The 24,921-nt window shown below is 45.5% G+C and carries 21 protein-coding genes; 13 read left to right on the forward strand and 8 right to left on the reverse strand.

Annotated elements, in window-relative coordinates; translation table 11 throughout:
* Nucleotides 1-226 precede the first annotated feature (226 nt).
* From MHH93_RS14475 to MHH93_RS14500, 6 genes are all read left to right on the forward strand, one after another.
* Nucleotides 227-700 (forward strand): sigma-70 family RNA polymerase sigma factor, encoded by a 474-nt coding sequence (locus MHH93_RS14475; protein ID WP_500054721.1) that lies wholly within the window; start codon nt 227-229, stop codon nt 698-700.
* Nucleotides 690-1,829, forward strand: coding sequence for a DUF4179 domain-containing protein (locus MHH93_RS14480; RefSeq protein ID WP_500054595.1), 1,140 nt, complete (start codon nt 690-692; stop codon nt 1,827-1,829). The genes MHH93_RS14475 and MHH93_RS14480 overlap by 11 nt, the downstream gene beginning before the upstream one ends.
* A 201-nt stretch (nt 1,830-2,030) precedes the next feature.
* Entirely contained in the window at nt 2,031-3,074 is a 1,044-nt protein-coding gene (locus tag MHH93_RS14485; RefSeq protein WP_500054596.1) for a pectate lyase family protein, read from the forward strand.
* Between the two features lie 304 nt (nt 3,075-3,378).
* Nucleotides 3,379-4,857 carry a methyl-accepting chemotaxis protein gene (locus MHH93_RS14490; protein WP_500054597.1) on the forward strand — a complete coding sequence of 493 codons (1,479 nt, stop codon included), beginning with the start codon at nt 3,379-3,381 and terminating at the stop codon, nt 4,855-4,857.
* 138 nt (nt 4,858-4,995) lie between these two features.
* Nucleotides 4,996-5,685 (forward strand): DUF4274 domain-containing protein, encoded by a 690-nt coding sequence (locus MHH93_RS14495; RefSeq protein WP_500054598.1) that lies wholly within the window; start codon nt 4,996-4,998, stop codon nt 5,683-5,685.
* A 57-nt stretch (nt 5,686-5,742) separates the two neighbouring features.
* Nucleotides 5,743-6,966: a GNAT family N-acetyltransferase gene (locus tag MHH93_RS14500; protein ID WP_500054599.1), complete on the forward strand. Its 1,224-nt coding sequence runs from the start codon at nt 5,743-5,745 to the stop codon at nt 6,964-6,966.
* A 35-nt stretch (nt 6,967-7,001) separates the two neighbouring features.
* Here MHH93_RS14500 and MHH93_RS14505 read toward each other — a convergent pair whose 3' ends face one another.
* The gene (locus MHH93_RS14505) at nt 7,002-7,367 is read right to left on the reverse strand and encodes a VOC family protein (RefSeq protein ID WP_500054600.1); all 366 of its coding nucleotides are present in this window, start codon (nt 7,365-7,367) and stop codon (nt 7,002-7,004) included.
* Between the two features lie 160 nt (nt 7,368-7,527).
* Entirely contained in the window at nt 7,528-9,147 is a 1,620-nt protein-coding gene (locus MHH93_RS14510) for an alkaline phosphatase (protein WP_500054722.1), read from the reverse strand.
* Between the two features lie 647 nt (nt 9,148-9,794).
* Here MHH93_RS14510 and MHH93_RS14515 point away from each other — a divergent pair.
* From MHH93_RS14515 to MHH93_RS14525, 3 genes are all read left to right on the forward strand, one after another.
* Entirely contained in the window at nt 9,795-12,038 is a 2,244-nt protein-coding gene (locus tag MHH93_RS14515) for a carboxylesterase/lipase family protein (protein WP_500054601.1), read from the forward strand.
* Nucleotides 12,039-12,202: 164 nt separating this feature from the next.
* Nucleotides 12,203-13,039 (forward strand): MerR family transcriptional regulator, encoded by an 837-nt coding sequence (locus MHH93_RS14520; RefSeq protein WP_500054602.1) that lies wholly within the window; start codon nt 12,203-12,205, stop codon nt 13,037-13,039.
* A 6-nt stretch (nt 13,040-13,045) separates the two neighbouring features.
* A complete protein-coding gene (locus tag MHH93_RS14525; RefSeq protein ID WP_500054603.1) occupies nt 13,046-14,197 on the forward strand; it encodes an MFS transporter in 1,152 nt (383 codons plus the stop codon).
* 106 nt (nt 14,198-14,303) lie between these two features.
* Here MHH93_RS14525 and MHH93_RS14530 read toward each other — a convergent pair whose 3' ends face one another.
* Complete coding sequence (locus tag MHH93_RS14530) at nt 14,304-15,890, reverse strand: choice-of-anchor I domain-containing protein (RefSeq protein ID WP_500054604.1); 1,587 nt, start codon at nt 15,888-15,890, stop codon at nt 14,304-14,306.
* A 228-nt stretch (nt 15,891-16,118) separates the two neighbouring features.
* A complete protein-coding gene (locus MHH93_RS14535; RefSeq protein WP_500054605.1) occupies nt 16,119-16,901 on the reverse strand; it encodes an SDR family NAD(P)-dependent oxidoreductase in 783 nt (260 codons plus the stop codon).
* A 148-nt stretch (nt 16,902-17,049) separates the two neighbouring features.
* Between MHH93_RS14535 and MHH93_RS14540 the strand changes: the two genes are divergently transcribed.
* A complete protein-coding gene (locus tag MHH93_RS14540; RefSeq protein WP_500054606.1) occupies nt 17,050-17,943 on the forward strand; it encodes a LysR family transcriptional regulator in 894 nt (297 codons plus the stop codon).
* Between the two features lie 292 nt (nt 17,944-18,235).
* Nucleotides 18,236-18,679 (forward strand): Hsp20/alpha crystallin family protein, encoded by a 444-nt coding sequence (locus tag MHH93_RS14545; RefSeq protein WP_500054607.1) that lies wholly within the window; start codon nt 18,236-18,238, stop codon nt 18,677-18,679.
* Nucleotides 18,680-18,815: 136 nt separating this feature from the next.
* Here MHH93_RS14545 and MHH93_RS14550 read toward each other — a convergent pair whose 3' ends face one another.
* The gene (locus MHH93_RS14550; protein WP_500054608.1) at nt 18,816-19,376 is read right to left on the reverse strand and encodes a DUF1697 domain-containing protein; all 561 of its coding nucleotides are present in this window, start codon (nt 19,374-19,376) and stop codon (nt 18,816-18,818) included.
* 34 nt (nt 19,377-19,410) lie between these two features.
* Nucleotides 19,411-20,061, reverse strand: a complete 651-nt coding sequence (locus MHH93_RS14555) for a hypothetical protein (RefSeq protein ID WP_500054609.1) — start codon at nt 20,059-20,061, stop codon at nt 19,411-19,413.
* Between the two features lie 330 nt (nt 20,062-20,391).
* On the opposite strand from MHH93_RS14555, the gene MHH93_RS14560 reads away from it, so the two are divergent.
* Nucleotides 20,392-22,026 carry a DUF1593 domain-containing protein gene (locus tag MHH93_RS14560; RefSeq protein ID WP_500054610.1) on the forward strand — a complete coding sequence of 545 codons (1,635 nt, stop codon included), beginning with the start codon at nt 20,392-20,394 and terminating at the stop codon, nt 22,024-22,026.
* Nucleotides 22,027-22,113: 87 nt separating this feature from the next.
* Here the strand turns inward: MHH93_RS14560 and MHH93_RS14565 are convergent, their stop codons facing one another.
* Nucleotides 22,114-22,677: a TetR/AcrR family transcriptional regulator gene (locus MHH93_RS14565; protein ID WP_500054611.1), complete on the reverse strand. Its 564-nt coding sequence runs from the start codon at nt 22,675-22,677 to the stop codon at nt 22,114-22,116.
* Nucleotides 22,670-23,884: an MFS transporter gene (locus tag MHH93_RS14570; protein ID WP_500054612.1), complete on the reverse strand. Its 1,215-nt coding sequence runs from the start codon at nt 23,882-23,884 to the stop codon at nt 22,670-22,672. Before MHH93_RS14570 ends, MHH93_RS14565 begins: the two co-directional genes overlap by 8 nt.
* Nucleotides 23,885-24,102: 218 nt before the next feature.
* Between MHH93_RS14570 and MHH93_RS14575 the strand changes: the two genes are divergently transcribed.
* Nucleotides 24,103-24,909: an alpha/beta fold hydrolase gene (locus tag MHH93_RS14575; RefSeq protein WP_500054613.1), complete on the forward strand. Its 807-nt coding sequence runs from the start codon at nt 24,103-24,105 to the stop codon at nt 24,907-24,909.
* The last annotated feature ends 12 nt before the right edge of the window (nt 24,910-24,921 follow it).

Below are 24,921 nucleotides of genomic sequence, written 5' to 3' on the forward strand. Positions count from 1 at the left end.
GTGAAATTGCATGAACAGGAGTGATCCTATGGCTAAACAATCAAGCTCCCTCATGATGATGGTGGGGCTTTTTTGACGAGTAAATAGTAAAAACCGTTTACTTCACTCACCCGTCTTATATCAAAGAAAGAGAGAGAAGGAGGGCTGCGGGGTGGAAACAAAAGCAGAGCTGAACCAGAGGATTTATGTACAGACCGAAGATGAGACGGTATTTGTGCAATCCATTATGGAACATCAAGATACGCTCATGTCCATTGCCTACAGTTACCTGCGTAATCGGCAAGATGCACTGGAAGCTGTGCAGGAGATGACGTGCCGGGCTTGGATCAAACGTCGTACGCTGAACAATGAGAAGGCGTTCAAGTCGTGGATCATTCGGATTCTGATCTATATCTGCATCGATGAACAGAGACGCCGTAAGCGGTCGACACCTTTGGCAAAGGAAGACATAGAGAGCAGCATTCCAGCCTCTTGGATGATCAGCGTTGATGATAATCGAATCGCGATGGAATCTCTTTTGCAAAAGGTGAAACCGAAATATCGCCATGTATTATTGCTGAAATATTATAACGACATGACACTGGCGGATATCGCCTCCATCCTTGGCAAACCAGAGGGTACAATCAAGACCTGGCAGCACAAGGGACTCCAGCAGTTGCGCAAGTTGATGAAGAACAGGAGGGATTGGCATGACCACTAACCCGGAGGAGAAAGCACTTCTTGCAGATGCATATCAGGTGAAAAGAGCGAAACAGCACTGGAATCCGGCGGACACAACTGCGGCAATTCAACGTGGTCTCGCGAAGGCCAGAACCAGACGATCAGGTAGGAGCGTTCGTATCAAATGGATTACGGGAGTGCTGGTCACGGTTCTGGCTGCAGGTTGGTTTCTTGTGGGCCCGCTTGGGAGTTACGGGCAAGAACAGGCAACATATACTGAGCCTATAGCCAATTGGGGGGTACTTGAACCCTTTCGCGAGCTGGCAACCGATATGGAAAAAACGACGATAACATCCGCGATTAATAATGGATACGTGCAATTTGTAGATCAGACGATTACATCGGGCATATATACGTTTACGGTGAATGCAGTTATGGCGGATGAGAATCAAATAACGGTATTGTATACTGCCCAAACGGATGGTTCACAGGAAATGTATTCGACTGTCAATATGAAGATGACGGACGCATCAACAGGCAACTTGCTTGACAACGGTAGCTCAGGCGGTGTGTATTTTTCGAAGAATAAGCATAAGGTGTATGGCCGAAATACAATTGATCGAGATCGAGACAAACCATTGCCTGAGCAAGTGAATCTACAATTCCAGTTGTCCTCAGTTGTACCAGATGTGGTGAATTATGCAGACAACGGGGAGAAAGAACGAAAATATAAATTTTCCAAAAAGATGAATGTTTCTTTCCCTCTGGATCCCAAGTTTTCTATCCCCAAAACGGAAATCATCAAGGTTAATCGGACTTTTACTCTTGGAGGCTATGAGGTCTTGTTGTCGGAGGTGGAGGTATCTCCGCTAGTAACTCGGGTCAAATTTGCCCATGCACCTGATCAAGAGATTGATTACAAAACGAGGTTATCGCTCAACGAGATCGTTCTGCCTATCGAGATCATTTCGACCTCCCGTAATGGGAAGCAGACCAAGTTATCCAGGGTAGGTGGGAGCGGAACGGAAGATGGAATGATGTATTCTTTCAGCAGCAATTTTCTGGATAATCCAGAGTCAATGATTTTAAAACTTCATGGCAAACCAGGTAAGGTCTATGATGACTTACAAGAAGCTAAGAAGGATGAACTGGGGATCAAAATTAAATAAGATAGGATCGTATTGGTGAGATGAGGTCATGGCAATAGTCGTGGCTTGATCTCATTTTTTTTGTTTTTTCACGATATCTGATCTGCTGTTGCATAAAAGTGATATTTGTTGTCTTTTTGCAGTTTTTGTATTGTCACAACCAAAGTTACACGATATAATCGACTTGTCTTTGAGGATAATATTATAAAGGATGGTGAAATTTTGAATAAATTTTCGATGCTTTTACTCGCTGTAACTCTATTGTTGTTAACGATCTCAACGGCTCCTTCTACCTTTGGCGCAGCCAGTTATCCGAACACGGGTACGAACGGGTTGACCGGTTTTGCAGGCAGTGCCAAGAATGAAAATGGCGTATCCAAGTCAGCCACGACAGGTGGCAAGAATGGTCAGGTGGTTTACGTTAGTAATCTCAATGACCTGAGAACACATATGGCGGGCGCTACAGCCAAGATTGTCGTCGTTGAACAGAATATTTCTTCCTCTACGTTACAAAAGGTTGAATTCGGAGCGAACAAGACACTCGTAGGTTCCTTTGACAAACATACATTAACGAATATTCATTTCAGATCGACAAGCAGTTCAAGCAATGTGATTTTTCAGAATCTGACCTTCCAACATTCAGCAAATATTAATGCCAATGATGATATCCAGATGTATATCACTTCAGGCTCCAATTACTGGATCGATCATGTGACGTTTGCGGGTCACAGCTACAGCTCTGGCGGTAGTGATCTGGACAAACTTCTGTATATTGGTGATCGCGCCGACTATATTACGATTAGCAATTCCAAATTTGCGAACCATAAGTATGGCGTCATCCTCGGTCACCCGAATGATGGTAACAGCAGTTACAATGGAGTACCTCATGTGACGATGTCCAATAATTACTTCGAAAACTTGTTTGTACGTGGTCCCGGACTTCTAAGATACGGTTACTTCCATCTCAAAAACAACTATGCCAACAACTTTAATCAGGCTATCACCATTGGTGAAAAGGCACGGATATATTCCGAAAACAACTACTTCGGTGCGGGCGCTGAAAAGGGCGGCATCCTGGATGACAAAGGAAAAGGTGAGTTTACGGATTCGGGTAGTACACCAGCACTTAATAGCCCAACTTCACCTAAAACGAACTGGAGACCAAGCTCCAATTACAGTTATCAGGTAGAGAGTGCCAGCTACGCGCGTGAGTTCGTCACCAAGTATGCAGGCTCATCCAATACGACACTGGTATTCGGCAAATAATAATTTGCCCTTACATTCGCACTATGCCAACAAAGCCTGTCTTGTACGCCATAACGTATAAGACAGGCTTTGTTTTGTATGTAAAATGATATGTCTATTTATCATTTTATAATTCATATTCATTTTTAATGTTGAATACCGATATACATAAAGTAGCGCTGATTTCACATTTATGAAGTTAATATGTACTATTCTAAGACGCTGCGTATTTGCGATTTGCGCACAAGCAGGACCAAAGACTACTAGATGTGTACAGTAAGGCCCTACAACTCATATTTAACCTACATAAAAGGACGGGGTATGCATGGATCGTATGGACGAAATTATTTGGAAAAGGAACAAATTAATCAGTATCATTCTGTGGATTATCGTTGCGATTGGCATGGTCCTGGCTTTTATCATGCCGAAGTTATTTGTTTCCAATGGAGTAGCTATAATCTTTGTAGCTTGGATTACATACGCTAATGCGAAAAAGAAACATATTTATCTCATTCCATGGTTGATTACCGTATTGCTGACCATATGTGGAGTTTATGTTGGTTGGGGAACGGTCAACTTTGCGTTAAGTTTGGTTATAACGGCAGTTCTGCTTTTATTTCCTAACAAGAAATTTTTTGTGGTTGGATTTTCGGTCCTACTAGTCAACAGTGTTCTTCAGTTATTTGTTATGAATACCGTTGATTCTGTTGAACTCATAGGTAATATTGTCAATGTGGGGTTATTTGCTCTCACAGGAGCCATTTTAATGCTGGTCTCACAGCTGAATCAAAGGCTCTTTCATGAAAGTGAAGTACGCCAGAGTGAGGTTGAACAGGCCAAACAAAGGGTGGAAACCATGCTGGAGCGTGTGAAGGAATCCGTCGAAGGTTTGTCTCGGTATACGGATCAATTGAAGCAAAAGGTGGATTCAACAGGTTCCATTACCCATGAAGTGACCCTTGGATTCAGTGAGGTTGCCAAGGGTGTGGAGTTCCAGGCGACCAGTGTGGCTGAAATTTCGGAATCCTTATCTGTATCGGACCAGCATATTAAGGATGTTGCGTTGTATTCCCAGCAGATGAAAGAGTTATCAGCTAGCATGGCAACAAGCACGCAAACAGGAAGCGTACAGATGGACCAGCTGAACATCCAGATGCAAGAGCTATATGACACGATCAATACAACGGCAAATGACATGCAAAAGTTCAACGAGGAAAGTGAATCCATGACGCTTATGCTGAACAGCATATCGGATATCGCAAGTCAGACGAACCTGCTCGCGCTCAATGCAGCCATTGAAGCAGCTCGTGCAGGGGAGCATGGACGCGGGTTTGCCGTTGTATCCGAGGAAGTGCGCAAGCTGGCTGAGAGCTCTGGTCAATCCGCGAGTGATATTTCAACCATTTTGTCGCGATTAAAAGGACAGACGCAGGCACTGACAGATCGATTCGAACGTATTCGTCTATCGTTACAACAAGGAAGAGACAGTGTGCAAACGGCAGATGAAGTGTTCCGTACGATCAACAGCAACTCTCAGCATGTGTTAAATCAAGCGACAGATATTGAGATTAGTTCGGCTACAATGAAGGAATCCTCCACCAGAGTAGTGAATGAAGTTTCCGAGATTTCGAGTGTAACAGAGCAATCCAGTGCAGCGACAGAAGAGATTCTGGCGAGCATGGAAGAACAGCGCAACCTGACACAGAAGATGGTGGAGAGCTTCGGAGAACTGGAGCAACTCATTGTGGACCTGAATGAATTGGTCTCGGATCATCAGGCTTCTTCCGTTGAGAATAAACGTTAATCATTAATAGTGGAGGGCCTGTCGGTGCGTATATTGCGTACTGGACGGGCTCTTTTCGTCTGGAGTATATCTTGATGCCGACATTTTTTTCCTATACAGTGTTGTGTAGAGTATGAAGAGGATGGAGGAAAACGAACTATGAATTGGGTGGAGATTAGCAAATCCAAAGATGTGGAACAAGTCAGAGCAGCCGTCGGTGTATTGGATATCAACGAACAGGATAATCGTGGGCGTACACCGCTGATGCTCTTTTTGACAAATCGTATGCCGACTGAAGCGATCCGGTGTCTTCTGGAATCTGGTCCGGACTTGGAAGTAGAGGACAAGCTTGGGGATACCGCGCTGAAAAAAGCCGTGAAGTTCAAGCAGATTGAAGCCATTCAGCTATTGCTTGAACATGGCGTCGAACTGGACGCTCCCCTTGGAATTCAGGCCAGTGCCTGGAACGCAGCTAGACGTAATCCGGATATAGCCGATATGCTGCTAAACACCAAAGGTGCAGTCAGACTGAACCTGACTCCGGCGGAGCAAAACATTGTAGATGAAATTTTGTACGAGGAGTCTCCAGACAAGGCAGCTGCCGTAATCCGTACACTGGATTCAGCTATAATCCTGCATGCTATCGTGAATGGATACAACTGGGACGACAGCCCTGAGCCGATGATTGCGGCATGCGAACATCCCCAATGTGCAGACATTACGCGACTGGATATGGCAGAACTGTTGGATGCGGACTATTGGATGGAGATGGATGAAGATGAAGTTAACGAGAGGGAAGACGGACCGGCGTATCGTCAGCTTGCAGAGCAATTATCCCGGAGAGGATAGCACTGAAGCTGTAAGTGGTCGTTAAAGAGAAGATGTTACCCATGGGGGAGTAAAAGGTTGAAGAATACAGAAATGAAAGACAGCTTGGCCTACGATGACCGTACATATGAGCATAGGAATGATAATTCAGCTGAACGCGTGCGTCTTTATGATCAGCATTCGTTCAAAGACATGGACTGGCCCGATACGGAGGACGGCAGATATGCCAGAAATTATCTGGAACCCATAATGCAGCAAGGGTCCCGGCGCTTTATGTCGAACGTGGAGACCACAGTGCTGCTCGCCCGAATCGACGATCTCGTACTTCCACTGACGGTGAATGATACAGAGTATGATAATGCTTATGTCTGTTCGCCATATACGCATTATGTGAGTTACGCCAAGCAGGAATTGACCATGTTGCAGAAGCCCGTGTTGGAAAAAAGTCTTTCTGCGCTGCTCAGTCTAATCGGTTGGGGAATGAAGCAATCGCAGATTAACAAAGTCGTACATGTGAACAACTGGTTGTTGTCCACCAATCTGTATCCAGCCATGTCTGGTGAACAGGCAGAATGTTTGCTTGCAGCGGTTCAAGATCGATACCCTGAGCATGTCATTGTATTTCGCTCCTTGTGTCCGGGACTTCATCCTGATCTGATGACGAAGCTAACAGAAGCGGGGTGTCGACTGATTCCGAGCCGACAGATCTATCTGTACGGAGCGCATGATCCGAATTTTGGCAACTCGAAATCGCGCTGGCTGTTGAAGCGGGATTTCGAATTATTGGCCAAGTATGGATACGAATGCGTATCCGCAACAGATATGACGGATGCCGATATTCCGCGAATCGCGGAGTTGTACAAGCTGTTATACCTTGAAAAATACTCCTATCACAATCCGCAATTTACAGAGCGTTTCATTGCTGCTGCGATGGCATCAGGAACACTCAGGATCTATGGACTGCGAAAGGAGGGACGCTTGGATGCGGTGATGGGTTATTTCTGCCGTAATGGAATCATGACAACGCCGCTGTTTGGTTACGACACGGCGGTGTCTCAGTCCGTCGGACTATACCGCATGTTGTCGGCTTGTCTGATCGGACAGGCTCGCGAGAACGGCCATCTTTTACATGAGAGCGCCGGGGCGGCGCAGTTCAAGCGCAATCGTGGTGCTGTGGCAGATTTCGAGTATTCGGCTGTGTATGAGCGTCATCTTCCATGGGGCAGACGCTGGTGCTGGCTGCTGCTTGATCGGTTGTTGAATCGCATAGGTGTGCCGCTGATGCGCCGCATGAAGCTGTAAACAGACATACGCACACTCATTTCACACTCGCCTAATTAGACATGCTCTGCGAGTTGCACCTCGAAGCCATCTGGATCTGTAATGTAAATAAACCGTAGATGCGGATTGGGCTGGATGGGGCCACGTACAATCGGAATATTCAGTTCTGTCAGTCGTTCCATGGCTTCATCCAGCGAGTTCACCTCATATCCGATCGACACGCCGGCCTCTGGTTTAAGAATGGATTCACTGCCCTCAATTAGTTCCAGCTTGGCTTCATTCTCCATGCCCAGCATGGCAATCTGCCGTCCACGGCTCTCGAATCTGCGCTGAATGGGAAGTCCGAGCATGTCGTGATAGAACCCGAGCGAAGCTTCCAAATTACTGACCCTCAACGTAATCCAGTTTAATTTGATCAACATGGGTGAATCTCTCCTTTTATATCCTATTTCTCAACATTACGTCCATTATACGATAAGCCGGAACGGGGACCTACTGCTGATTAGAAAACAAAAAAATAGCTGCCGAAATATTCGGCAGCTAAGGGAAGTAATCTCCAGTCGCTCTATAAGTTCTAACGCATTATTGAATCAGATCAACAGCCATTTGTGGAACAAAGGCTTCTACACCGTTGTAAACAATGACACCTTCCAAGGCTGTCTTTTTGCCGTTCACCAGTGCAATATTTTTGTAGATTTGCAGTTCCAGTTTGGTGTTGCCTTTGGTAACCAGGATCTTCGGATTTTTGGCGTCGGTCAGGTCCAGCTTGTACGTCGCGCCTTTGGCTGTAAATGCCTGCTTAGCAGGTACAAACAATTGTTTGCTCACGCTGTCGAGATCCAGATCCAATACACGAGCCATATATTTAGCGACATCCGTGTTGTCGATCACACCGAATGGACGATCATTGTTCGGAGCATAGGTGTACAACACGACATCTCCACCTGTATGCCCACCAGTTGTCCAACCGATCCCTGCACGTTTGCTGATCATTGGGCCAATTGCATAGTTAAGGCTACCTGGTTCGGCCGCTTTAATGGTTGCAATTTCTTCGGAAGTCAGATCGGTAATGCCATAGTATTGTTTCATCACTGCTTTGATGTTCGTACGCTTGGCATTCAGCTTCGCTTCAACACCCTCACCTGTCAGCTTGGCTTTTTTCAAAGGTCCGATAAATGTGGACAACGGCTCTTTATCGTACGTGCCGCTAGTTGCGTTGTTACCAATCGTGAGTCCACCATTACCATGGTCCGTAACAGCCACAACAGCAGTTTCTCCATCGGCTTTGGCAAAATCCATGGCTACTTTTACGGCATCATCAAATGCCAGCACATCACTGATAATACCAATCGGATCATTGGCATGAGCTGCCCAGTCCACTTTGCTGCCCTCAACCATCAGGAAGAAGCCGTCTTCGTCTTTGGACAGAACCTCAATGGCTTTGGATGTCATCTCAGCAAGACTTGGCTGCTTCGCAGGATCACGGTCCATATTATAAGCCATGCCCGCTGGCGCGAACATACCCCACAGCTTGTTCGAATCGGATGCTTTCATTGTATCCGGTGTAGTGACGTAATCGTAACCCAGTGCTTTGATGGACGAAACCAGATTCTCGCCGTCTTTGCGTCCCGCAGGCTCAAGGTATTTGCTGCCTCCACCCAACACAACATCCATGCCATTGTAGACTTGTTGTTTACTGAGTGCATCATAGTTTTTACGGTCAGGGTAATGAGCGGAGAAGTCCGCTGGTGTGGCGTGCATAATCTCGGATGTGGCTATAATCCCGGTCGCTTTACCGGCGAGTTTCGAAGCTTCGAGTACAGAAGCGACCGGTTTTCTTGCGTCTCCAGGTGCAATAGCCTTCTGTCCAGGCATTGTAGCCTTGTCCGGCAGTACACCAACAAATCCGGTATGAGATTTATACCCTGTGGCAAAAGCGGTTCCTGCTGGAGCCGAGTCCGCAATCGGGGCATCAGCGGAGTGTGTACGAACCATGCCGCTTGCCATGGAGTCCAGCGTCAGGGACGAGCCCTTATACCAACGAGCCAGAGCAGTGGCGTCGTTAGCCATGCCGTCGGGAATGAGAATAATCACATTTTTAATCGGTGATGCAGATGTCGTTGAGGTATTGTTTTCCACAGCCCACGCTGCACTGCTTCCTCCGAGTGTAGCCGTAACAATTGTTGTCACCGCGAGCATCATTTTGGCTGCACGGACATTAAAACGGTTTAACATGAATGCATCCTCCTAGAAAATATGTATAGTTGGTATCCCAAACCAAGTGTATACAACAATTGCTAAAATAACGTATGAAATGGGTTAACTATATGTAAAATTTACGATTAATAACGAGCGATCAAGTTCGGATCTGCACATCATCACCCCGAAATGAAGAGGTACTGGCTTCGGATGAAGAGTTGAGAATGAGTTTTTCTAATGTTACCCTGTCAGTAATCCTTATGAGGACGATTTTATAAAAATATATTGCGAACGCTTACATTCTGTGCTAACATCACCATAACAACAGGATTGTAACCGTTAAGGGCAATACCTGTGTCAGTTCATTCGTTGGTTCTTTGTTCATCAAACGATTGATTGCGTTTACATTTTCATATGGAATGAGCCTCATTCCTCAGGGTTGTTACTGATTGCAGGCAAAACCTGAATTGAGGGCAGTAGACCACGCTAAAGCGATGTCTGTTTGCCTTCGGTTCAGGTTTTTTTATATAAAAAAATGCCTGATGGCATGGCCGCAAGCGCCGGAGCAGATATTTCGAGCAGAAAGGAGCGCAGTAGATTTAATTTTTCTGAAATCCCACACACTATTAGACAGCGAGGAGATTTATAACATGAAAACGATTAAACGTTCGATCGCCGTAGCAACAATTTTGGGATTATGTGTCGCCGGTATACCGGCATATGCAGCAGGCAATACAGCATCTTCTACTTCAGCAGCGATGGACAGGCTGATCCAATCCGAGCTTATTCGTGGTAATGGCCAAGGTGTTAATGCGGCATATCTGAACAAAAAAGCTACACGGATTCAGGCGGCAGTACTTTACCTGCGTTTGTCTGGACTTGAGAAAGAAGCACTCGCTTATCAGGGGACGGAAACGTATGACGATGCCGCTCAGGCAGGCAAAGTATTGCAACCGGTTGTTGGTTATTTGAAGCAGCATCCATATGTGGCTGAGATCGTAACAGGAACGGAAAAGTTTGAACCTAATGCACCAGTTACAGCGGAAGGTTATGCCGGAATGCTGCTGAAGGTACTTGGATATGAAGCGGGTACGGATTATGAGCAGGGAGCGGCTTCCACTTATGCAACTGGTAAAGGAATCAATGCACTTCAAGGGAAGGGTGCGAGTGAACTTACCAATCGCCTGATGGCGGAGGCAACCGCACAGGCTTTGCAAGTGCAACTCAAAAATGGCAGTGGGACCTTGGAGCAAAGTTGGTTAAAACATAAGGAAGCTGGAGCATTCAAACCACAAACGGTGCAACAGACCAAGTATGGTGCGATTGATGGCAGAACCTATGAGCAATATGGCACACTCGGCTGGCTCGGTGTTCCTTATGCGGCACCTCCGGTAGGTGAACTGCGCTGGAAAGCCCCACAAGAACCGGAGGCATGGACAGGAACCAGATCGGCTAAGGAATTTGCTGCGAACAGCTTGCAGATCTCCGGTAAAAATACGGTAGGCAGCGAGGATTCGTTGTATCTCAATATCTGGCGTCCTGACACAACCAGTTCCAAACTTCCGGTGATGGTATTCCTGCACGGCGGTGGGAATATGACCGGATCAGGCAAAGATTTTCAAGGTGAACAGCTTGCACGTAGCACCAACAGTATCATCATCTCGGTGAACTACCGTCTGGGAGCCCTTGGATTCTTCGAGAATGCAGCGCTGAAAACCGGCAATGCCCTGGATGACTCCGGTAACTATGGTCTGCTTGACGCATTCCGTGCACTGGAGTGGGTACAGGATAATATCGAAGGGTTTGGCGGAGATACAGGAAATGTTACATTAGCCGGACAATCTGCTGGTGCACGCGATGTGCTGGCAACCCTGATCTCTCCACTTGGCAAAGGACTGTATCAAAAAGCAGTTGCTTTCAGCGGAGGATTGACGACAGCTGCCCCGGAAGAAGGCGAGCAAAAATCCGAGGATGTACTCGTGAAGCTGCTCGTACAAGAAGGGAAAGCGGCTAATGCAGAAGAGGCAAAAACGTGGATAAGCAAGCAAACTCCGGCAGAACTTGAGAGCTACCTGCGTGCACTGCCTGCGGACAAGCTGGTCACAGCGTTTGGTGCAACCGCGATTCGTATGGAACCATTCCCGCATCTGTTCCAGGACGGCACCGTGATACCAAAAGAAGGTTTTGACGCCATCCAGAGCGGTAATTACACGAAAGTTCCTGTATTGCTGGGCAGCCTGGAAACGGAGTTCTCCGGATTTGCCTTCGGTGATCCGAACTTCGCTCCATCCATTGCGGATGGCACCCTGTTTACCGATAAAACCAAGGCGGAGCAATATGCGGCTGCTCTGAAATATGGTAGCGAAGCTTATGCAGGCTTTAATGCAGAGCGTGTAGCGGAACAATTGACGAGTGAAGCAGGTCAGCCGCCGGTATATGCGTATCGTTTTGCATGGGGCACACAAGCTGGCGTCATCTCTGAGCGTCTGCTCACATTACTTGGCGCACCTCATGGTGCGGATATGGACTTCTATACGGGACACGCGGACGGCATTGCTGCTTATTTCCCTGAGGGGTACTTTAGCGAGACGAACAAACCAGGACGTGATGAGTTGTCCACCGCGATGGCAGCATACCTGAAACAGTTCCTGTACACAGGCAATCCAGGTACGGGCGGATCCCCTGAACTGGCGGCGTGGACACCTTGGACGAAAGATGCTCAAGCCCCGATCATGCGTCTGGATGCAAGCAACACAACGCCAGAGATTGGCATGTCCACACAATATAATCAAGGCAAAGACGCCGTTATGGCGAAAATGAAAAAAGAATTGCCTGAAGAAACATACAAACTGTTGACGGAAAAAGTGTTCGCGGGCCGTTTCTTCTGGGAATAATGAAATCCAATGCGATATAGCATAATATGATGAGGAAGAGGGCAGGAGATAATCTCATGTCCTCTTTTTGTTGTGATTTATTAATATGTGTTAGAAATACGCTTGACTTTACCCTACACTGGAAGCTGTATACTCGGATTATGTTATGGATTGGAGATGATGTTTTGTTCAAAATCAGTGCGTTTTCCAGATTAAGCAAGGTTTCCTTGAAAACACTGCGTTATTACGACCAGATCGGCATACTCAAGCCGAGAAAGGTAGATCACAATACAGGATATCGATACTATGCCGCAGATCAGCTTTTTGAGCTTAACCGAATTTTGATGTATAAGGAGTTAGGTTTTACATTGCCCCAGATCACTCAGCTCCTTCAGGAAGATATTACGCTCGAGAATATTCAAGGCATGTTTAAGCTGAAAAGAAGTGAAATCCAGCAGATTATAGATACGGAACAAGCCAAACTCGCCAGGATTGAGGAACGCATGCATCTTATCGAAAAAGAGGGACAAATCGAAACAGGCCAAGAGATCCGCATCAAAGCTGAACCTGCTCAATCATTTCTGTTTCAAAAAGCCATTGGCAGAGAAGATGACATTCCAGCGTTATTTCGTCAATTCGATCTGTTAATAACAACGAAAATTCGCCAGCTCATCCAAGGACCTCAGGTTGTTTTATGGAAAGATATCGAAGGAAAAGAGGATGAGTTTGAGTTTGAAGTCGGATACTTCTTAACGGGTGAGATGCAAGTATCTCCAGATCCATTTCAGCTGAGGACTCTTCCTCCTGAACCGATGATGGCCGCCATGGCTTTTCATTCGAGTTCCGAGTTTGATGTTGCCGCCTGTGCTCATTTGGCGAAATGGATAGAGAGCAATAACTATCAGATCAAGGAAAACGAATTGGGCAGAGAACTCTATTTACCGTTATCCCCAGCACAAGATGCCCAATTCATCGAAATACAGATACCCATACAGAATAGATCATTGAAAAAGGTGGAGTAGAGTCAAATGAGAAATAAAGGAATCATCTACGTCCTGGCACTGGCTGTTTTTCTGATCGGGACGATTGAATATATTATTACAGGAGTCATTGAAATAATCGCTGTGGACCTGGGAGTAACCACTTCTGAAGCTGGATTACTGGTGACAGTATTTGCCCTTGCAGCGGCGATTATCGCTCCTGTTTTGATTACACTCACGATAAATATGGATCGTAAGAAGTTGCTGCTGACCACGCTTGGTGTGTTTATTGCCAGCAACGGACTTATGTTTGCAGATCTTACTTATGAAACGGTAATATGGATACGAATTATTCAAGGCACTAGCGGAGGAATTGCTACCGTTGTAGCTATGGCCATAGCTACAAGACTTGTTGAGAAGGAAAAGAGAGGTAATGCTATCGGCATCATTCTAATGGGGCTTAGTAGTTCGCTAGTGCTTGGTGTTCCTCTGGGTACATTTTTTAGTGAGATGTTCGGATGGAGAGTTCTGTTTGTATTCGTGGGTGCATTAATTCTGTTTCCATTACTTGTTATCTATAAAAAGATTCCAGCAATCAAAGAAGAAGAAAAGATTACACTCAGCATGCAGCTTTCTATTCTTAAAAATCCAACTATTCTGATGGCTTTAGTTGTTACGTTATTTTATATTGGAGGATACGCTGCACTGTTCACGTATATTACGCCGTTTTTGCAGATGACATCTTCTCTCTCTATGACGGAAATAAGCGGAGTACTCTTTCTGGCGGGGGTTTGCAGCTTTGTTGGTTCGAAATTGGGGGGCCAATTGGCAGATACAAAGGGATCGAAATTCACCATTTTTTTGGGCCTCTTGTTACAAGGGACGACCCTGCTGTTATTTGCGCTAGCGGGAGTCAATACCGTAGTATTAATCTTGATATTGATGATTTTCATGTTAGCAACGTGGAGTATTTCCCCGGCCCAGCAACTATATCTGGTTACGCTGTCGCCTCGAAATCCGGACATTGCCCTTAGTGTAAATACATCGTTTATCCAGTTTGGTTTTGCATTGGGATCTGGATTAGGTGGGTTTGTTATAAGTCAGACCTCTGTCCTATATTTGAATTGGGTGGGCTTTGCCGCTGTAAGTATAGCTGTCCTTGTTGCTGTTGTCCTATTTAAAAAGGTGAGCAGTAGGTAATGCTAGACCAGCAGAGAATATTTGAGAGGACAGGGGTTCGTCACCCCTTCCTACTCAATATAAACGAAGTATTCATTTCATTCTTTGTCTGACATGGGCACTCGATCTATTTCTTGGCAAAAAAACTAAGTGTTCCGGTGCTTTCATCTGCACTCACAAACAGGCTACGGCCGTTAACACGATGAATTCCTTCTGGTGACTCTCCTGCTGTAGGGATCAGGCCCAGGTATTCCGGATTGACCGGATCAGCAAGATCGAAGAACAGAATGGTATCTGCTCGTTCGGAAGCTACGGCGGCGTATGTTTTTCCGTCAACAGTAGCAACAGTGAGATTCTCTACTTCACTGCCTTTGTTGGGACTGCGATCATCTGGATACAAGCCAACCATAGCGGTTGCCTCGTCAATGAGATTCTGGCTATCGTACATCCGCTTGCCTTGCAGATCCCACACAGCAATATTGCGTCCGCCCGCTTTTACACCATCCTCAAATTCATTCTTGCCCAAGTCTCCTTCATTCGCTGTCAGCAGGTATTTACCATCTGCCGAGAAAGCAATTCCATCCGGTTCATAACGAGCTGTCAATGTTTCTTTAAACTGAACAATCCCGTCATCTTTCAGATCCGCTTGGTGTGAGGTGGTACCGAGAGCGAAGATGGAGCTGATCTTTTTGGTCTCCAAATCTACGATGGCAACAACATTGTTTTCCTGTAACGTGATGGCTGCTGTTTTGCTGTCCGGGCTAATAGCAACATACTCCGGTTGTGGATCATGCGGATAGATGGCACCTTCTACATTGTCCAGAGATACTGGCAAGTTGGTGATTTCGCCCTCCAATACATTTCCGTCAGCAAAAGATACAACCATAATGCTACCCGGACGTTTGGTATTGGCATAGTCAATTTCATCGGCAGCTTTATTCAGTTCTTCGTCCTCTATGGCGATCACCGCATTCAGACCGTCAGGTGACAGTGCAATCGAGTCAGGACCAATACCGAGTTCATATGTTTTTACAGTTTTGTAGGTTGTCAGATCCACAATGGCAAGCAATCCTTTGTTTGCTTCACTGTCCGTATCCCCTGTACGAATAACAGCCAGACCGTATTTGCCATCTTTGGACACCGTTACACTGGTAACTTCAGCTTTGGAGGAGAGATCATGGAAACTGACTGTTTTCAATACGTTGATGTTTTTCAGGTCAGCAATATCCAGTACGGAAATGCTGCCATTGTCCGCTTCGGTTACGAGCAGGCGCTGTCCATCTGGCGTAGAGGCTGATATTTCTGCTTTGCCACCGGGCATCTGAAACGATGAGGTCTGTTCAAAACCGGTTTTATTTTGTTTGAGGATTAGTTGGTCCGTAATTAATTTAAGCGTTTGGGGAGATACATACGTTGTACCTTTGGTGATGTAACTTTTACTGTCCAAAGGAGTTTTTACACCGTTGATAGTAGCTGAGGGCGTTCCTATAGGAAGTTGTACTTTAGTATCTGCGATCTGGATATCGACACTGCGACTGCTACCGTTCCATGTGACCGTACCCTGCATATTTTGGATGGCTGTACGCAGTACAACGTGTTCGTTATTAGGTTTAGTTACGTCAGCGGCATGAATCATGGATGTATAGCTGGTTGCTCCTATGCTAAGAATGGCGGTCATCGACAGAATGGTGAGCCATTGAGTTCTCTTTTTCAATGTTTCCAGATCCCCTTTATCGTTTCGTGTGTGATGGTAGTTACAACTGCTTCAGTATAGAGAGCTTATGTTAAGGAGAGGTAAGAGAAGTCTGCAATTTGTGTAAAAATGATGTTTTCCAGATATCAATGAAAACAAAAAGCCTATTGGCAGAATGATTTCTGTCCAATAGGCTTTACTTTGCGTTAGTATGGGTCACTACACGAGAGGGCTATACCTTTTGAAGGGTTAGAACCAGCGGCTCAAGTCCGGATAACCGGTAGTCGCCCACGCGCCATCCACGATCAGACTGGAACCCGATACATAACCCGCATCCTCACTCGCGAGGAACAAGGCAGGTCCTGTCATTTCCTCTGGTTGTGCAGCCCGTTTCATAGGGATGCGTTCCATATAAGCTTCTTTAATGTCTGCATTGGAGAGCAGTTCCGCAGTTAACGGCGTATCGATCAGGCCGGGAAGGATAGCATTCACACGGATACCGTTGCGAGCCATTTCAAGCGCTCCGTTCTTCGTAAGCATTTCGACGCCAGCTTTGGCAGAAGCATAAGCCGATCCGGCATACATAGGCACCTGGGAGTTGAGAGAAGCTACGTTCACAATGGCTCCGCCACCATGTTTGGCCATCTCAATAGCTTCGTGTTTCATGCTTAGGAAGACCCCCTTCATGCACAGGTCCACGGTAAAGTCCCAGTCCTTCTCGGATAGTTCAGTGATTACACCTGCCCGGGATGCACCAGCCACATTAAAGGCTAAATCCAGCTTTCCGAATTGTTTAACCGCGGCTTGGACCATTTCCTCCACATCTGTTTCGACGGTCACATTAGCTTTCACTCCGACAAAACGTTCCCCAAGTTCACCTTGGATGGCTTCCAAGCGTTCCGTATTCAGGTCAGCGGCAAGTACAGAAGCCCCTTCTTGGACAAGTCGTCTTGCAATGGCATAACCGATACCGGATGCTCCACCTGTAACAATGGCTACTTTACCCGCAAAACGGTTCTCAAATGTATTCATATATAGCGCTCCTTTGTCAAGTGAGATAATATGATTTCGCTTACATTTAGCTTCTGTTCAAAGTATACTTAATTTTTTGGTTCATGTATATTTAACAAAAGTGTAGTTAACTTAAATAAAATTAATGATAGAAGAATAGAGGTCGTCTATGAATTTGGAACAAATGCAATATGTACTTGAAGTGGAAAAAACAAAATCAATTACACTGGCTGCTTCGGCTCTGTCAGTAACGCAATCCACCATCAGTCAGGCCATAACACGTCTGGAGACTGAGCTTGGCATGCCCTTGTTCAGCCGTTCTCGAAATGGTGCGTTTATGCTGGAGCAGGCCAAGCCGATTGTGGATAAAATGAAATCCGTCGTGGACATCGTACAAACAATCAAAGAGGATGCCCAATATATTGGGGAGTCCATCCGTGGAGAACTGCGATTGTCAGCCATACCCGGCGGTGTACCCGGTATTATACCTACCATCGCGAGTATGAAGAAGCGATATCCTGATCTGAGATTTGAACTTTCCGAGAGTGCTGCACGCAATATTATCAAAGATGTCCGTAACAAACAGGTGGATCTCGGACTGATTGCCCTTTACCAAGATGATATGGAGCAGCACCTGGCAGGCCTACACTTTGTACCGATTGATGAAGGAGTCATGCGCGCGTGCGTGAATCTTACGAACCGGTTGGCTGACCAAAAATCAATCTCCTTGCAAGAGCTGAAGAATGAGACGCTTGTGTTATTTAATGACGAGCTGGTGGATGATTTCATGAAGGAGCTTTCACAAAGGGTAGGCGAGGTGGATGTACTTTTTCGAACCAATAATTCTGAAGTGGTCAATGCTGCGCTTGCTCAATTAAATGCTGTGACGATTGGGCATGAATACTCCTTTACACATGACAGAAGTGTACTACATCATGACTTTACCATCATTGAAATTGAGAGCATACAACGTGTTATTTCAATTGGCTGGGTCATGCGGGAGAATCAATCCTCCAATCTTATTATTCGGCGTTTTCTGGATCGGTTTCAGCTTAAAGGGTAACGATCAGAGCAGCGATGTTGATCATGGAGTTCATTCAGATGAAGTGGTTGAAATGGCATCCGCGTCAATGATCATACTTGGACACTATTCATTCGTTATAGTCAGACAAAGTCAGAAGGTCAAAATAAGTCAAAATAAAAGAAAAAAGGATCTATTTTAAAATAGTGAACCATGGTGAAAGAAAATCGTTTTTTTTCGTCTATTACGGACTTTGAGCCTTAATTGCACGGGTATTATAATAAACCATGTAAGCAACACCAATAAACCAACCACACTAAAGGAGCTGATTTTCATGTTTGATCTGATTCCGTTTCGTAAGCGAAATGAAGACCCGTTCGGACACATGTTGAAATCCTTCAATGACATGGTTGAGAATTCATTCCTCTCCCCTTTTGGAACTGGCTCCCAGCCATTTCGTACGGACATTCGTGAGGAAGAAGACAAATATTGCGTAGAAGCCGAGCTTCCGGGCATCGCCAAAGAGAATATAGACATCCAAGTTGAAGGTAAAGAATTGATTATTCGTGCCAAACGTCATGACATGATCGAACAGAAGGATGACTGCAATCGGATCATTCGGCAGGAACGCCGATCCGGCGAATTTATCCGGCGTTTCTATGTAGATCATATTGATGAGGAGAATATTAAGGCCAGATTGGAAGACGGCGTGTTGAAGCTTGAGATTCCGAAACGTCCTGGGGATGATCAATCTCGCAGACGAATTCAGATTAACTAATATACGAAAGAAAAGCATAGTTTCTTAAACATGGTGAAAAGCATGCAGGAGACATCCATAAGGATGGTTTCTGCATGCTTTATTTTCATACAATTCAGACGGGGAATAATGGAATGTTCATTTTGCTGTTTCCGAGTTAATTTTCTGCTGCTGCTCGCATCAGGGCGTATATCTTACGTGACGTATTCACGTTTCTTACGGTCATATAAGCATAGACTTTGGAACCCACAAGCTTGTTCATGCCACTTTTGGAAGCATCCTCTCTGCTGACTGAATACAAAATAGCTCCGGGAACATAAATCAGTGTGCCGATTTCCGGTTTAATGGGCAATTGCTCCAGCACGGAGGGCTCATTGATCTCATCCCAGAGGAACATTACATCACTTTTGGCCGTGTCATCATTAGTCCATTCTTCTGGCAGTGCTTCAATAACTCTCTGGATCTCATCCATATTCCGCACCATTACCCTGATCTGTAAGCCGAAGTCGGCGGCGATGGCCTGTTCCAGCACAAGGGATATCTCCCTATTTGCATCGGCACGTTCTTCTTGATAATCGGCAAAAATTATATTGCCAGAGTTGATGTATGTAACGACATCGAGCATGCCAGCTTGTTCAAACGTTTCTTTCAGCTGTTTCATATTAATTTTATTGTTCCCGCCTACATTAATGCCACGTAGCAAAGCCACATAGATCATAGGGATGCCCCTCCAATTCCTCTAGTTCAATGGTTTAGCAAAATGACAGATACTCGAAGAGATGAGCAGTATATTCTTCTCCCAACAGATCCTGCAATAAAGGCTCCACTTGCTCCAGAACCTCTGGCTTGGTCTCATAGGTCTCTTCATCTTTCAATTCTCCGGCATAGGTGCGTGCCGCTTCAATCAGGATAGATAGTGCATTGAAAAAGTCAGACAACGAATCGGCAACGCGGTTTGGTTCTCCACCTGTAAAAGCGACATATACGGGAGAGTTCGGTGCTTCCACATCTACAATTAAAGGATCATCGTTAAAGTTTGCGATGACGATATGATTTTTTGGCCAAGTAGGAGACTCCTCATAGGGTTCATTCATGCCAATCCATCGGAAACCCAGTTGCTGACGAAGCAGATGTTCAGGTGCTACAAAGAAGATCAGTGCAGCATCACCGATCTCAACAGCGGCATTTTTCATTTTGAGTGTACCTTCAGCTTGACCATCTACCATTTCATAGTGACTGTACAGATACTCAAGTTCTGGAGAAAGAGTGATTCGTGTATCTACTTCCACCTGGTATTGTTGTTCACGAGGGCGCAGATCATGATTTTTGAAAAGTCCATAAGCTTCATTATATAAATCCTGCTGTTCTACAAAACGGTTCAAGGCCGCATCCAGTTGTTGCATGATGGCTGATTCCTCCTGATAATATTATGTAGTATCATGCCAATTCGTTTGATTCTTTTGTTCGCTATAGGCATTATACAATATCAAAGATGAATCAAAAACATTTGAATACGTTTACATTGTTTGTTGAACATGATATACTTTCACTCAAATAAGGATTGTTACTGCTTCGGGCAGGCAAAACCTGAGTATCATTATGCGTGGACTTTGTGCCATTCATATTGATGTTCGGGTTTTTTTGCATGTTACGGTCCATATTAACGATAGAAAAACAGAGAACGTACGTATCCCAACACTTACATCACGCTGTACAGAAGAAAGGGGAGCATCATGAACAAGAAAACATGGTTAAAAGGATTGGCCGCAGGTTGTCTTAGTTTAATTCTGGTGATTAGTGGATGTGCATCCAAAGCGCCACAGACTGCGAGTGACACACGAAATCCGGCGACAGAGCAGACCGAAAATGAAACCCAGAAACCTGCAAATGACCAAGCTGCCAAAGGAAGAACGGTGATTACAACCGACGGTGAAGTGGATGATATGAACTCGGTTATTCGGTTCCTCTTGTATTCCAATGAGATGGACCTCGCCGGGATCGTACTGACCAGCTCAGTGTACCATTATGCAGGAGATGAGGAAGCAGGGATCAAACCGTTCCGCTGGACAGGTACACAGTGGGTGTACGACATGATCGATGCCTATGGCGAGATCTATCCGAACTTGTCCAAACATGCGGAGGGCTACCCGGAGCCGGAACAGCTTCGAGCGATGACCAAGATCGGGAATATTTCCGATAAAGGGGAGATGGAGAAGGAAACCGAAGGTTCCGAATTTCTCGAAACTCTTTTCCTTGACAATGATTCCCGAGACCTGATTGTTCAGACATGGGGTGGCACCAATACCACAGCCAGAGCGCTGAAATCAATTGAGGAACAGTACAAAGACACGGCCGAGTGGGAAACGATTCGCAAAAAAGTGAGCGACAAACTGGTTCTGTATATCATTTTGGACCAGGATGACAGCTACAACGAATACATTGCGAAAAATTGGCCAGATATCCGGATTCTCAACGATCAATCGAACTTTTGGCATTTTGCCTATGCATGGAAGATGCATGCCGAAGAAGTAAACAGCAAGCTACATGGTGACTGGATGGTCAAGAATATCCTGAACGGACATGGCAAGCTAATGGACATGTACGCGTCGATGGGTGACGGCAAAATGATCGAAGGCGAACTGGCCGAAGAACAGCGGGGAAGTGCTGAATATCTCAAGAACAATCCGCAATATGACAAGTACGATTTTATATCCGAGGGTGATTCTCCTTCCTTCTTTTATCTGATCGATAATGGGCTGCGCAGTATGGAAGACCCTTCCTACGGCGGTTGGGGAGGACGCTTTGGCGATGTAAACGACAAGCTATTTAGAAACAATGTGCTTGATTACGATCCCTACACCAAACGGTACGAAGCCGAATATTCTCTGATGAGATGGTTTGACGATATCCAGGATGATTTTGCAGCACGTGCAGATTGGGCAATTGCAGACACTTACGAAGGTGCCAACCACAATCCATCCATAACCATTAAGGAAGGGCTGGATCTAAGTGTAAGTCCTGGGGAGGAAGTTACTCTTCACGCGGAAGGCACAGACCCGGATGGAGATCAACTGACCTATACGTGGTGGAGATATTTCGAAGCGGACACCTATGAGGATTCCAAAGTAGAACCGAACAAAGTTCAGCCTGAAATGGCGGGTGATCTGCAGCTTGGACTGCATCGTGAACTTGCCAAGGATGAGCAGGTAGATACGATAAAATTGCAGGGAAGTGATACCGAAACGGTGAAATTCACTGTTCCGGATGATGCCAAATCGGGCGATACCCTTCATATCGTTGCTGAAGTACAGGACGACGGAGAGCATCAGTTGAAGCATTATCAACGTGTGATCCTAACTGTGAAATAAAGAAATAGAGGGGCTGTCCCAAAAGTCATTAACATGGCTGACGGGGCACCCCTCTCTTATTGGTGTAGTCTAATCATAATCGATTGGTTAGCGCTGGATGCCTGACCAGAAGACATTCCAAGTAATTGCCAAAGCTTGTTCATAGGATTGCCGTGTCTCATACACGAGTTGTACATCCAATCCATCCATTACGGTGACAAAGGCTATGGTGGCTTCTTCCGGACTCAGGCGTATGTCAGGATGTCTGGTAAATACGGCTGCCAGCTCTTCCTTCAGTGTCCCGAGGTACGTTCGATACTGGGCCAGTACAAAATCATGCACCTCCAGTGGTGTGATAAAGGACAGGATATACATAAAAGCGACGTTCGGATGAGTTAGAAAGCGATTTTTGTGTTCATGCAAAAAAGCATATAGCTGCTGATCTAGAGTTTGGGTAATAGACTTACTGAAAAATTGGCGTACAAACTGTTGTTCCTCCTGCACAACTTCCTCATATAACTCCAGCAATAACGCTTTTTTGGATGAATAGTGATAAGCCAGGGATTGCTTGCGAATGCCGGCCTCTTCGGCAATCTGCGCCATCTTGGTCCCCTCGTAACCCAGACGATTGAAATGTTGAATGGCAATTTCCTTGATTCGTTTTTTACTCAATGTCTACCTCCAGTTGGTGAGCTGTATATCTCTGTTGTTTTTGGGAGTATACCAAATATAACAAGATATATACCACAAAAATGCCTATAGATATAGCATACACCACCGTATAGGAAAATGCAGAAGCTACAACGCCCAGAATCAACGAACCACCACCAATTCCGAGGTCAAAGAAGTTAAAGAAGGAAGCCATCGCATTTTCATGCTCATGTTCTTCTACAAGATTCACACACCAAGTCTGAATCGCCGGGAATATGGCACCAAAGCCAAAGCCGTATAACGCGCCGGCAATCAGGAATTGCACATCACTTTGGGCGATAATCAGAACCAGCAGTCCTGCGATTGCAAACAAGGCAGAAGGCAGCAACACGGATCCCGGTCCCCATCGATCAAACATTTTCCCAGAGAACAGTCGGACAGCAAAGCTGGCGATGGCGACGATGAAGAAAAACCAGGCTATATTCTCGAACCCTCTTTCGGCGGCGAATAAAGCCACAAAGGACATGATTGAACCCGCTGCAATGCCAACGAGCATAATGAGAAGTGAAGGGAAAAGTACCTTCTTCTCAATCAATTTCACCGAAGGGACATGAGTTTGCATGGACTCGCTACTACCCCCTGTTTTCGGCTTACGGGATACAAATACCGTCATCAGGAGAGCGAGCAGCAAAATGCACATACCTCCCATAAACAGGCTCTGGTAGTCGTACCTAAACAACAGGCTTGTTCCAATCAATGGACCGATGGATATGGCGACCGTCTCCCCTACGCCAAAATAGCCCATACCTTCTCCCCGACGATCTCTTGGTATGTTTTCAGTGGCAATCGTTGCAAAATATGTTGTTGCCAAACCAAATCCGAATCCGTGGATCACTCGAAATAGAAGAATCATCCAAATACCTGACGATAGGTAGTATGCACCTGTCATTAATGCACAGATAGTGATACCGATAATCAACAGATATTTTTTATCTATTCGAGCTGCCAAAACAGATGTGAAGGGGCGAATCAAGATGGCGGAAAACATAAATACGCCGGTAACAAGCCCAATTTGGGAGGCTTCGCCACCAAGACTTGAGACAAACAAAGGCAAGGTAGGTAGCAGCATTTCAAAGGCCATAAACAATAATGCGTTGGCTAACATGATGAAAATAAATGATCTTCCCCAGAGTTGCTGAGGTGTAGGGCTGAATGTAGAAGTACTCATGGTTTTCCTCCGTAATGTTGATCTCTGTCGCGCGACATGTTGAACTGATTTTACCTGACGGTAGTCAGATTGTAAAGCGCGCATTCAAATGATGTATTCATGATTTTTGGTGAATGAGAGAAGTTATTAAACATTTTTAATTCATATTCCAACATTTTCCGATATAATAATCAGATGTATTGATTCAAGTGAATACTACCTCGGAGAGGTGATATGAAATGACGATTGATGTGCTTGTAAGAAATAATGTTAAAGTGCTTGGCTCAGGTAGCCAAACAATTGTATTTGCTCATGGTTTTGGGTGCGATCAGGATATGTGGCGTTACATTGTTCCAGGTTTTATGGACAACTACCGTGTGGTGTTGTTTGATTATGTTGGATCTGGCGAATCTCAAATTAACTATTATGATGCTGGCAAATATAGCAACCTCCAAGGATACGCCCAGGATGTGCTGGAGATTATGGAAGCACTCGAATTAAGGGACACCATATTTGTCGGGCATTCCGTCAGCAGTATGATTGGGATGCTGGCATCCATTCAGAACTCCAAATATTTCAAACAAATCGTCATGTTAGGGCCTTCCCCACGATACGTGAATGATCTGCCGAATTATTATGGAGGATTTGATCGGAATGATATCGATGAATTGCTTGAGATGATGCAGATGAATTTTATTGGATGGGCAAGTTATATGGCACCCATTGTGATGAACAATCCGGAACGAAGAGATCTGTCGGAAGAGTTGGAGAAAAGCTTCTGCTCCAGAAACCCGCATATTGCGAGACAATTTGCCGAAGTGACGTTTCTATCGGACTGCCGGATTGATCTGGAGCAGGCAACTGTGCCAACATTGATTCTTCAGTGCTCCGATGACAGCATTGCTCCGGTAGAAGTCGGGGATTACTTGCACGCTCATCTGAAGAATAGCAGGTTGCAACAGATGACGGCTAAGGGACATTATCCGCATCTAAGTCAACCGGAAGAAACGATCCGCATGATTAAGGATTATTTAACGAGCGCATAAAAATCGGAAGAA

This window comes from Priestia sp. FSL H7-0729, assembly GCF_038005685.1.
Lineage (GTDB): Bacteria > Bacillota > Bacilli > Paenibacillales > Paenibacillaceae > Paenibacillus.

Excerpts from the sequence above, each read along its gene's own strand:
- MHH93_RS14490 (WP_500054597.1), top strand. The coding sequence starts at position 3,379 with ATGGATCGTATGGACGAAATTATTTGGAAAAGGAACAAATTAATCAGT.
- MHH93_RS14495 (WP_500054598.1), top strand. The coding sequence starts at position 4,996 with ATGAATTGGGTGGAGATTAGCAAATCCAAAGATGTGGAACAAGTCAGA.
- MHH93_RS14525 (WP_500054603.1), top strand. The coding sequence starts at position 13,046 with ATGAGAAATAAAGGAATCATCTACGTCCTGGCACTGGCTGTTTTTCTG.
- MHH93_RS14475 (WP_500054721.1), top strand. The coding sequence starts at position 227 with ATGGAACATCAAGATACGCTCATGTCCATTGCCTACAGTTACCTGCGT.
- MHH93_RS14535 (WP_500054605.1), bottom strand. The coding sequence starts at position 16,901 with ATGAATACATTTGAGAACCGTTTTGCGGGTAAAGTAGCCATTGTTACA.
- MHH93_RS14540 (WP_500054606.1), top strand. The coding sequence starts at position 17,050 with ATGAATTTGGAACAAATGCAATATGTACTTGAAGTGGAAAAAACAAAA.
- MHH93_RS14555 (WP_500054609.1), bottom strand. The coding sequence starts at position 20,061 with ATGCAACAACTGGATGCGGCCTTGAACCGTTTTGTAGAACAGCAGGAT.
- MHH93_RS14570 (WP_500054612.1), bottom strand. The coding sequence starts at position 23,884 with ATGAGTACTTCTACATTCAGCCCTACACCTCAGCAACTCTGGGGAAGA.
- MHH93_RS14545 (WP_500054607.1), top strand. The coding sequence starts at position 18,236 with ATGTTTGATCTGATTCCGTTTCGTAAGCGAAATGAAGACCCGTTCGGA.
- MHH93_RS14505 (WP_500054600.1), bottom strand. The coding sequence starts at position 7,367 with ATGTTGATCAAATTAAACTGGATTACGTTGAGGGTCAGTAATTTGGAA.
- MHH93_RS14560 (WP_500054610.1), top strand. The coding sequence starts at position 20,392 with ATGAACAAGAAAACATGGTTAAAAGGATTGGCCGCAGGTTGTCTTAGT.
- MHH93_RS14550 (WP_500054608.1), bottom strand. The coding sequence starts at position 19,376 with ATGATCTATGTGGCTTTGCTACGTGGCATTAATGTAGGCGGGAACAAT.
- MHH93_RS14480 (WP_500054595.1), top strand. The coding sequence starts at position 690 with ATGACCACTAACCCGGAGGAGAAAGCACTTCTTGCAGATGCATATCAG.
- MHH93_RS14575 (WP_500054613.1), top strand. The coding sequence starts at position 24,103 with ATGACGATTGATGTGCTTGTAAGAAATAATGTTAAAGTGCTTGGCTCA.
- MHH93_RS14515 (WP_500054601.1), top strand. The coding sequence starts at position 9,795 with ATGAAAACGATTAAACGTTCGATCGCCGTAGCAACAATTTTGGGATTA.
- MHH93_RS14510 (WP_500054722.1), bottom strand. The coding sequence starts at position 9,147 with ATGATGCTCGCGGTGACAACAATTGTTACGGCTACACTCGGAGGAAGC.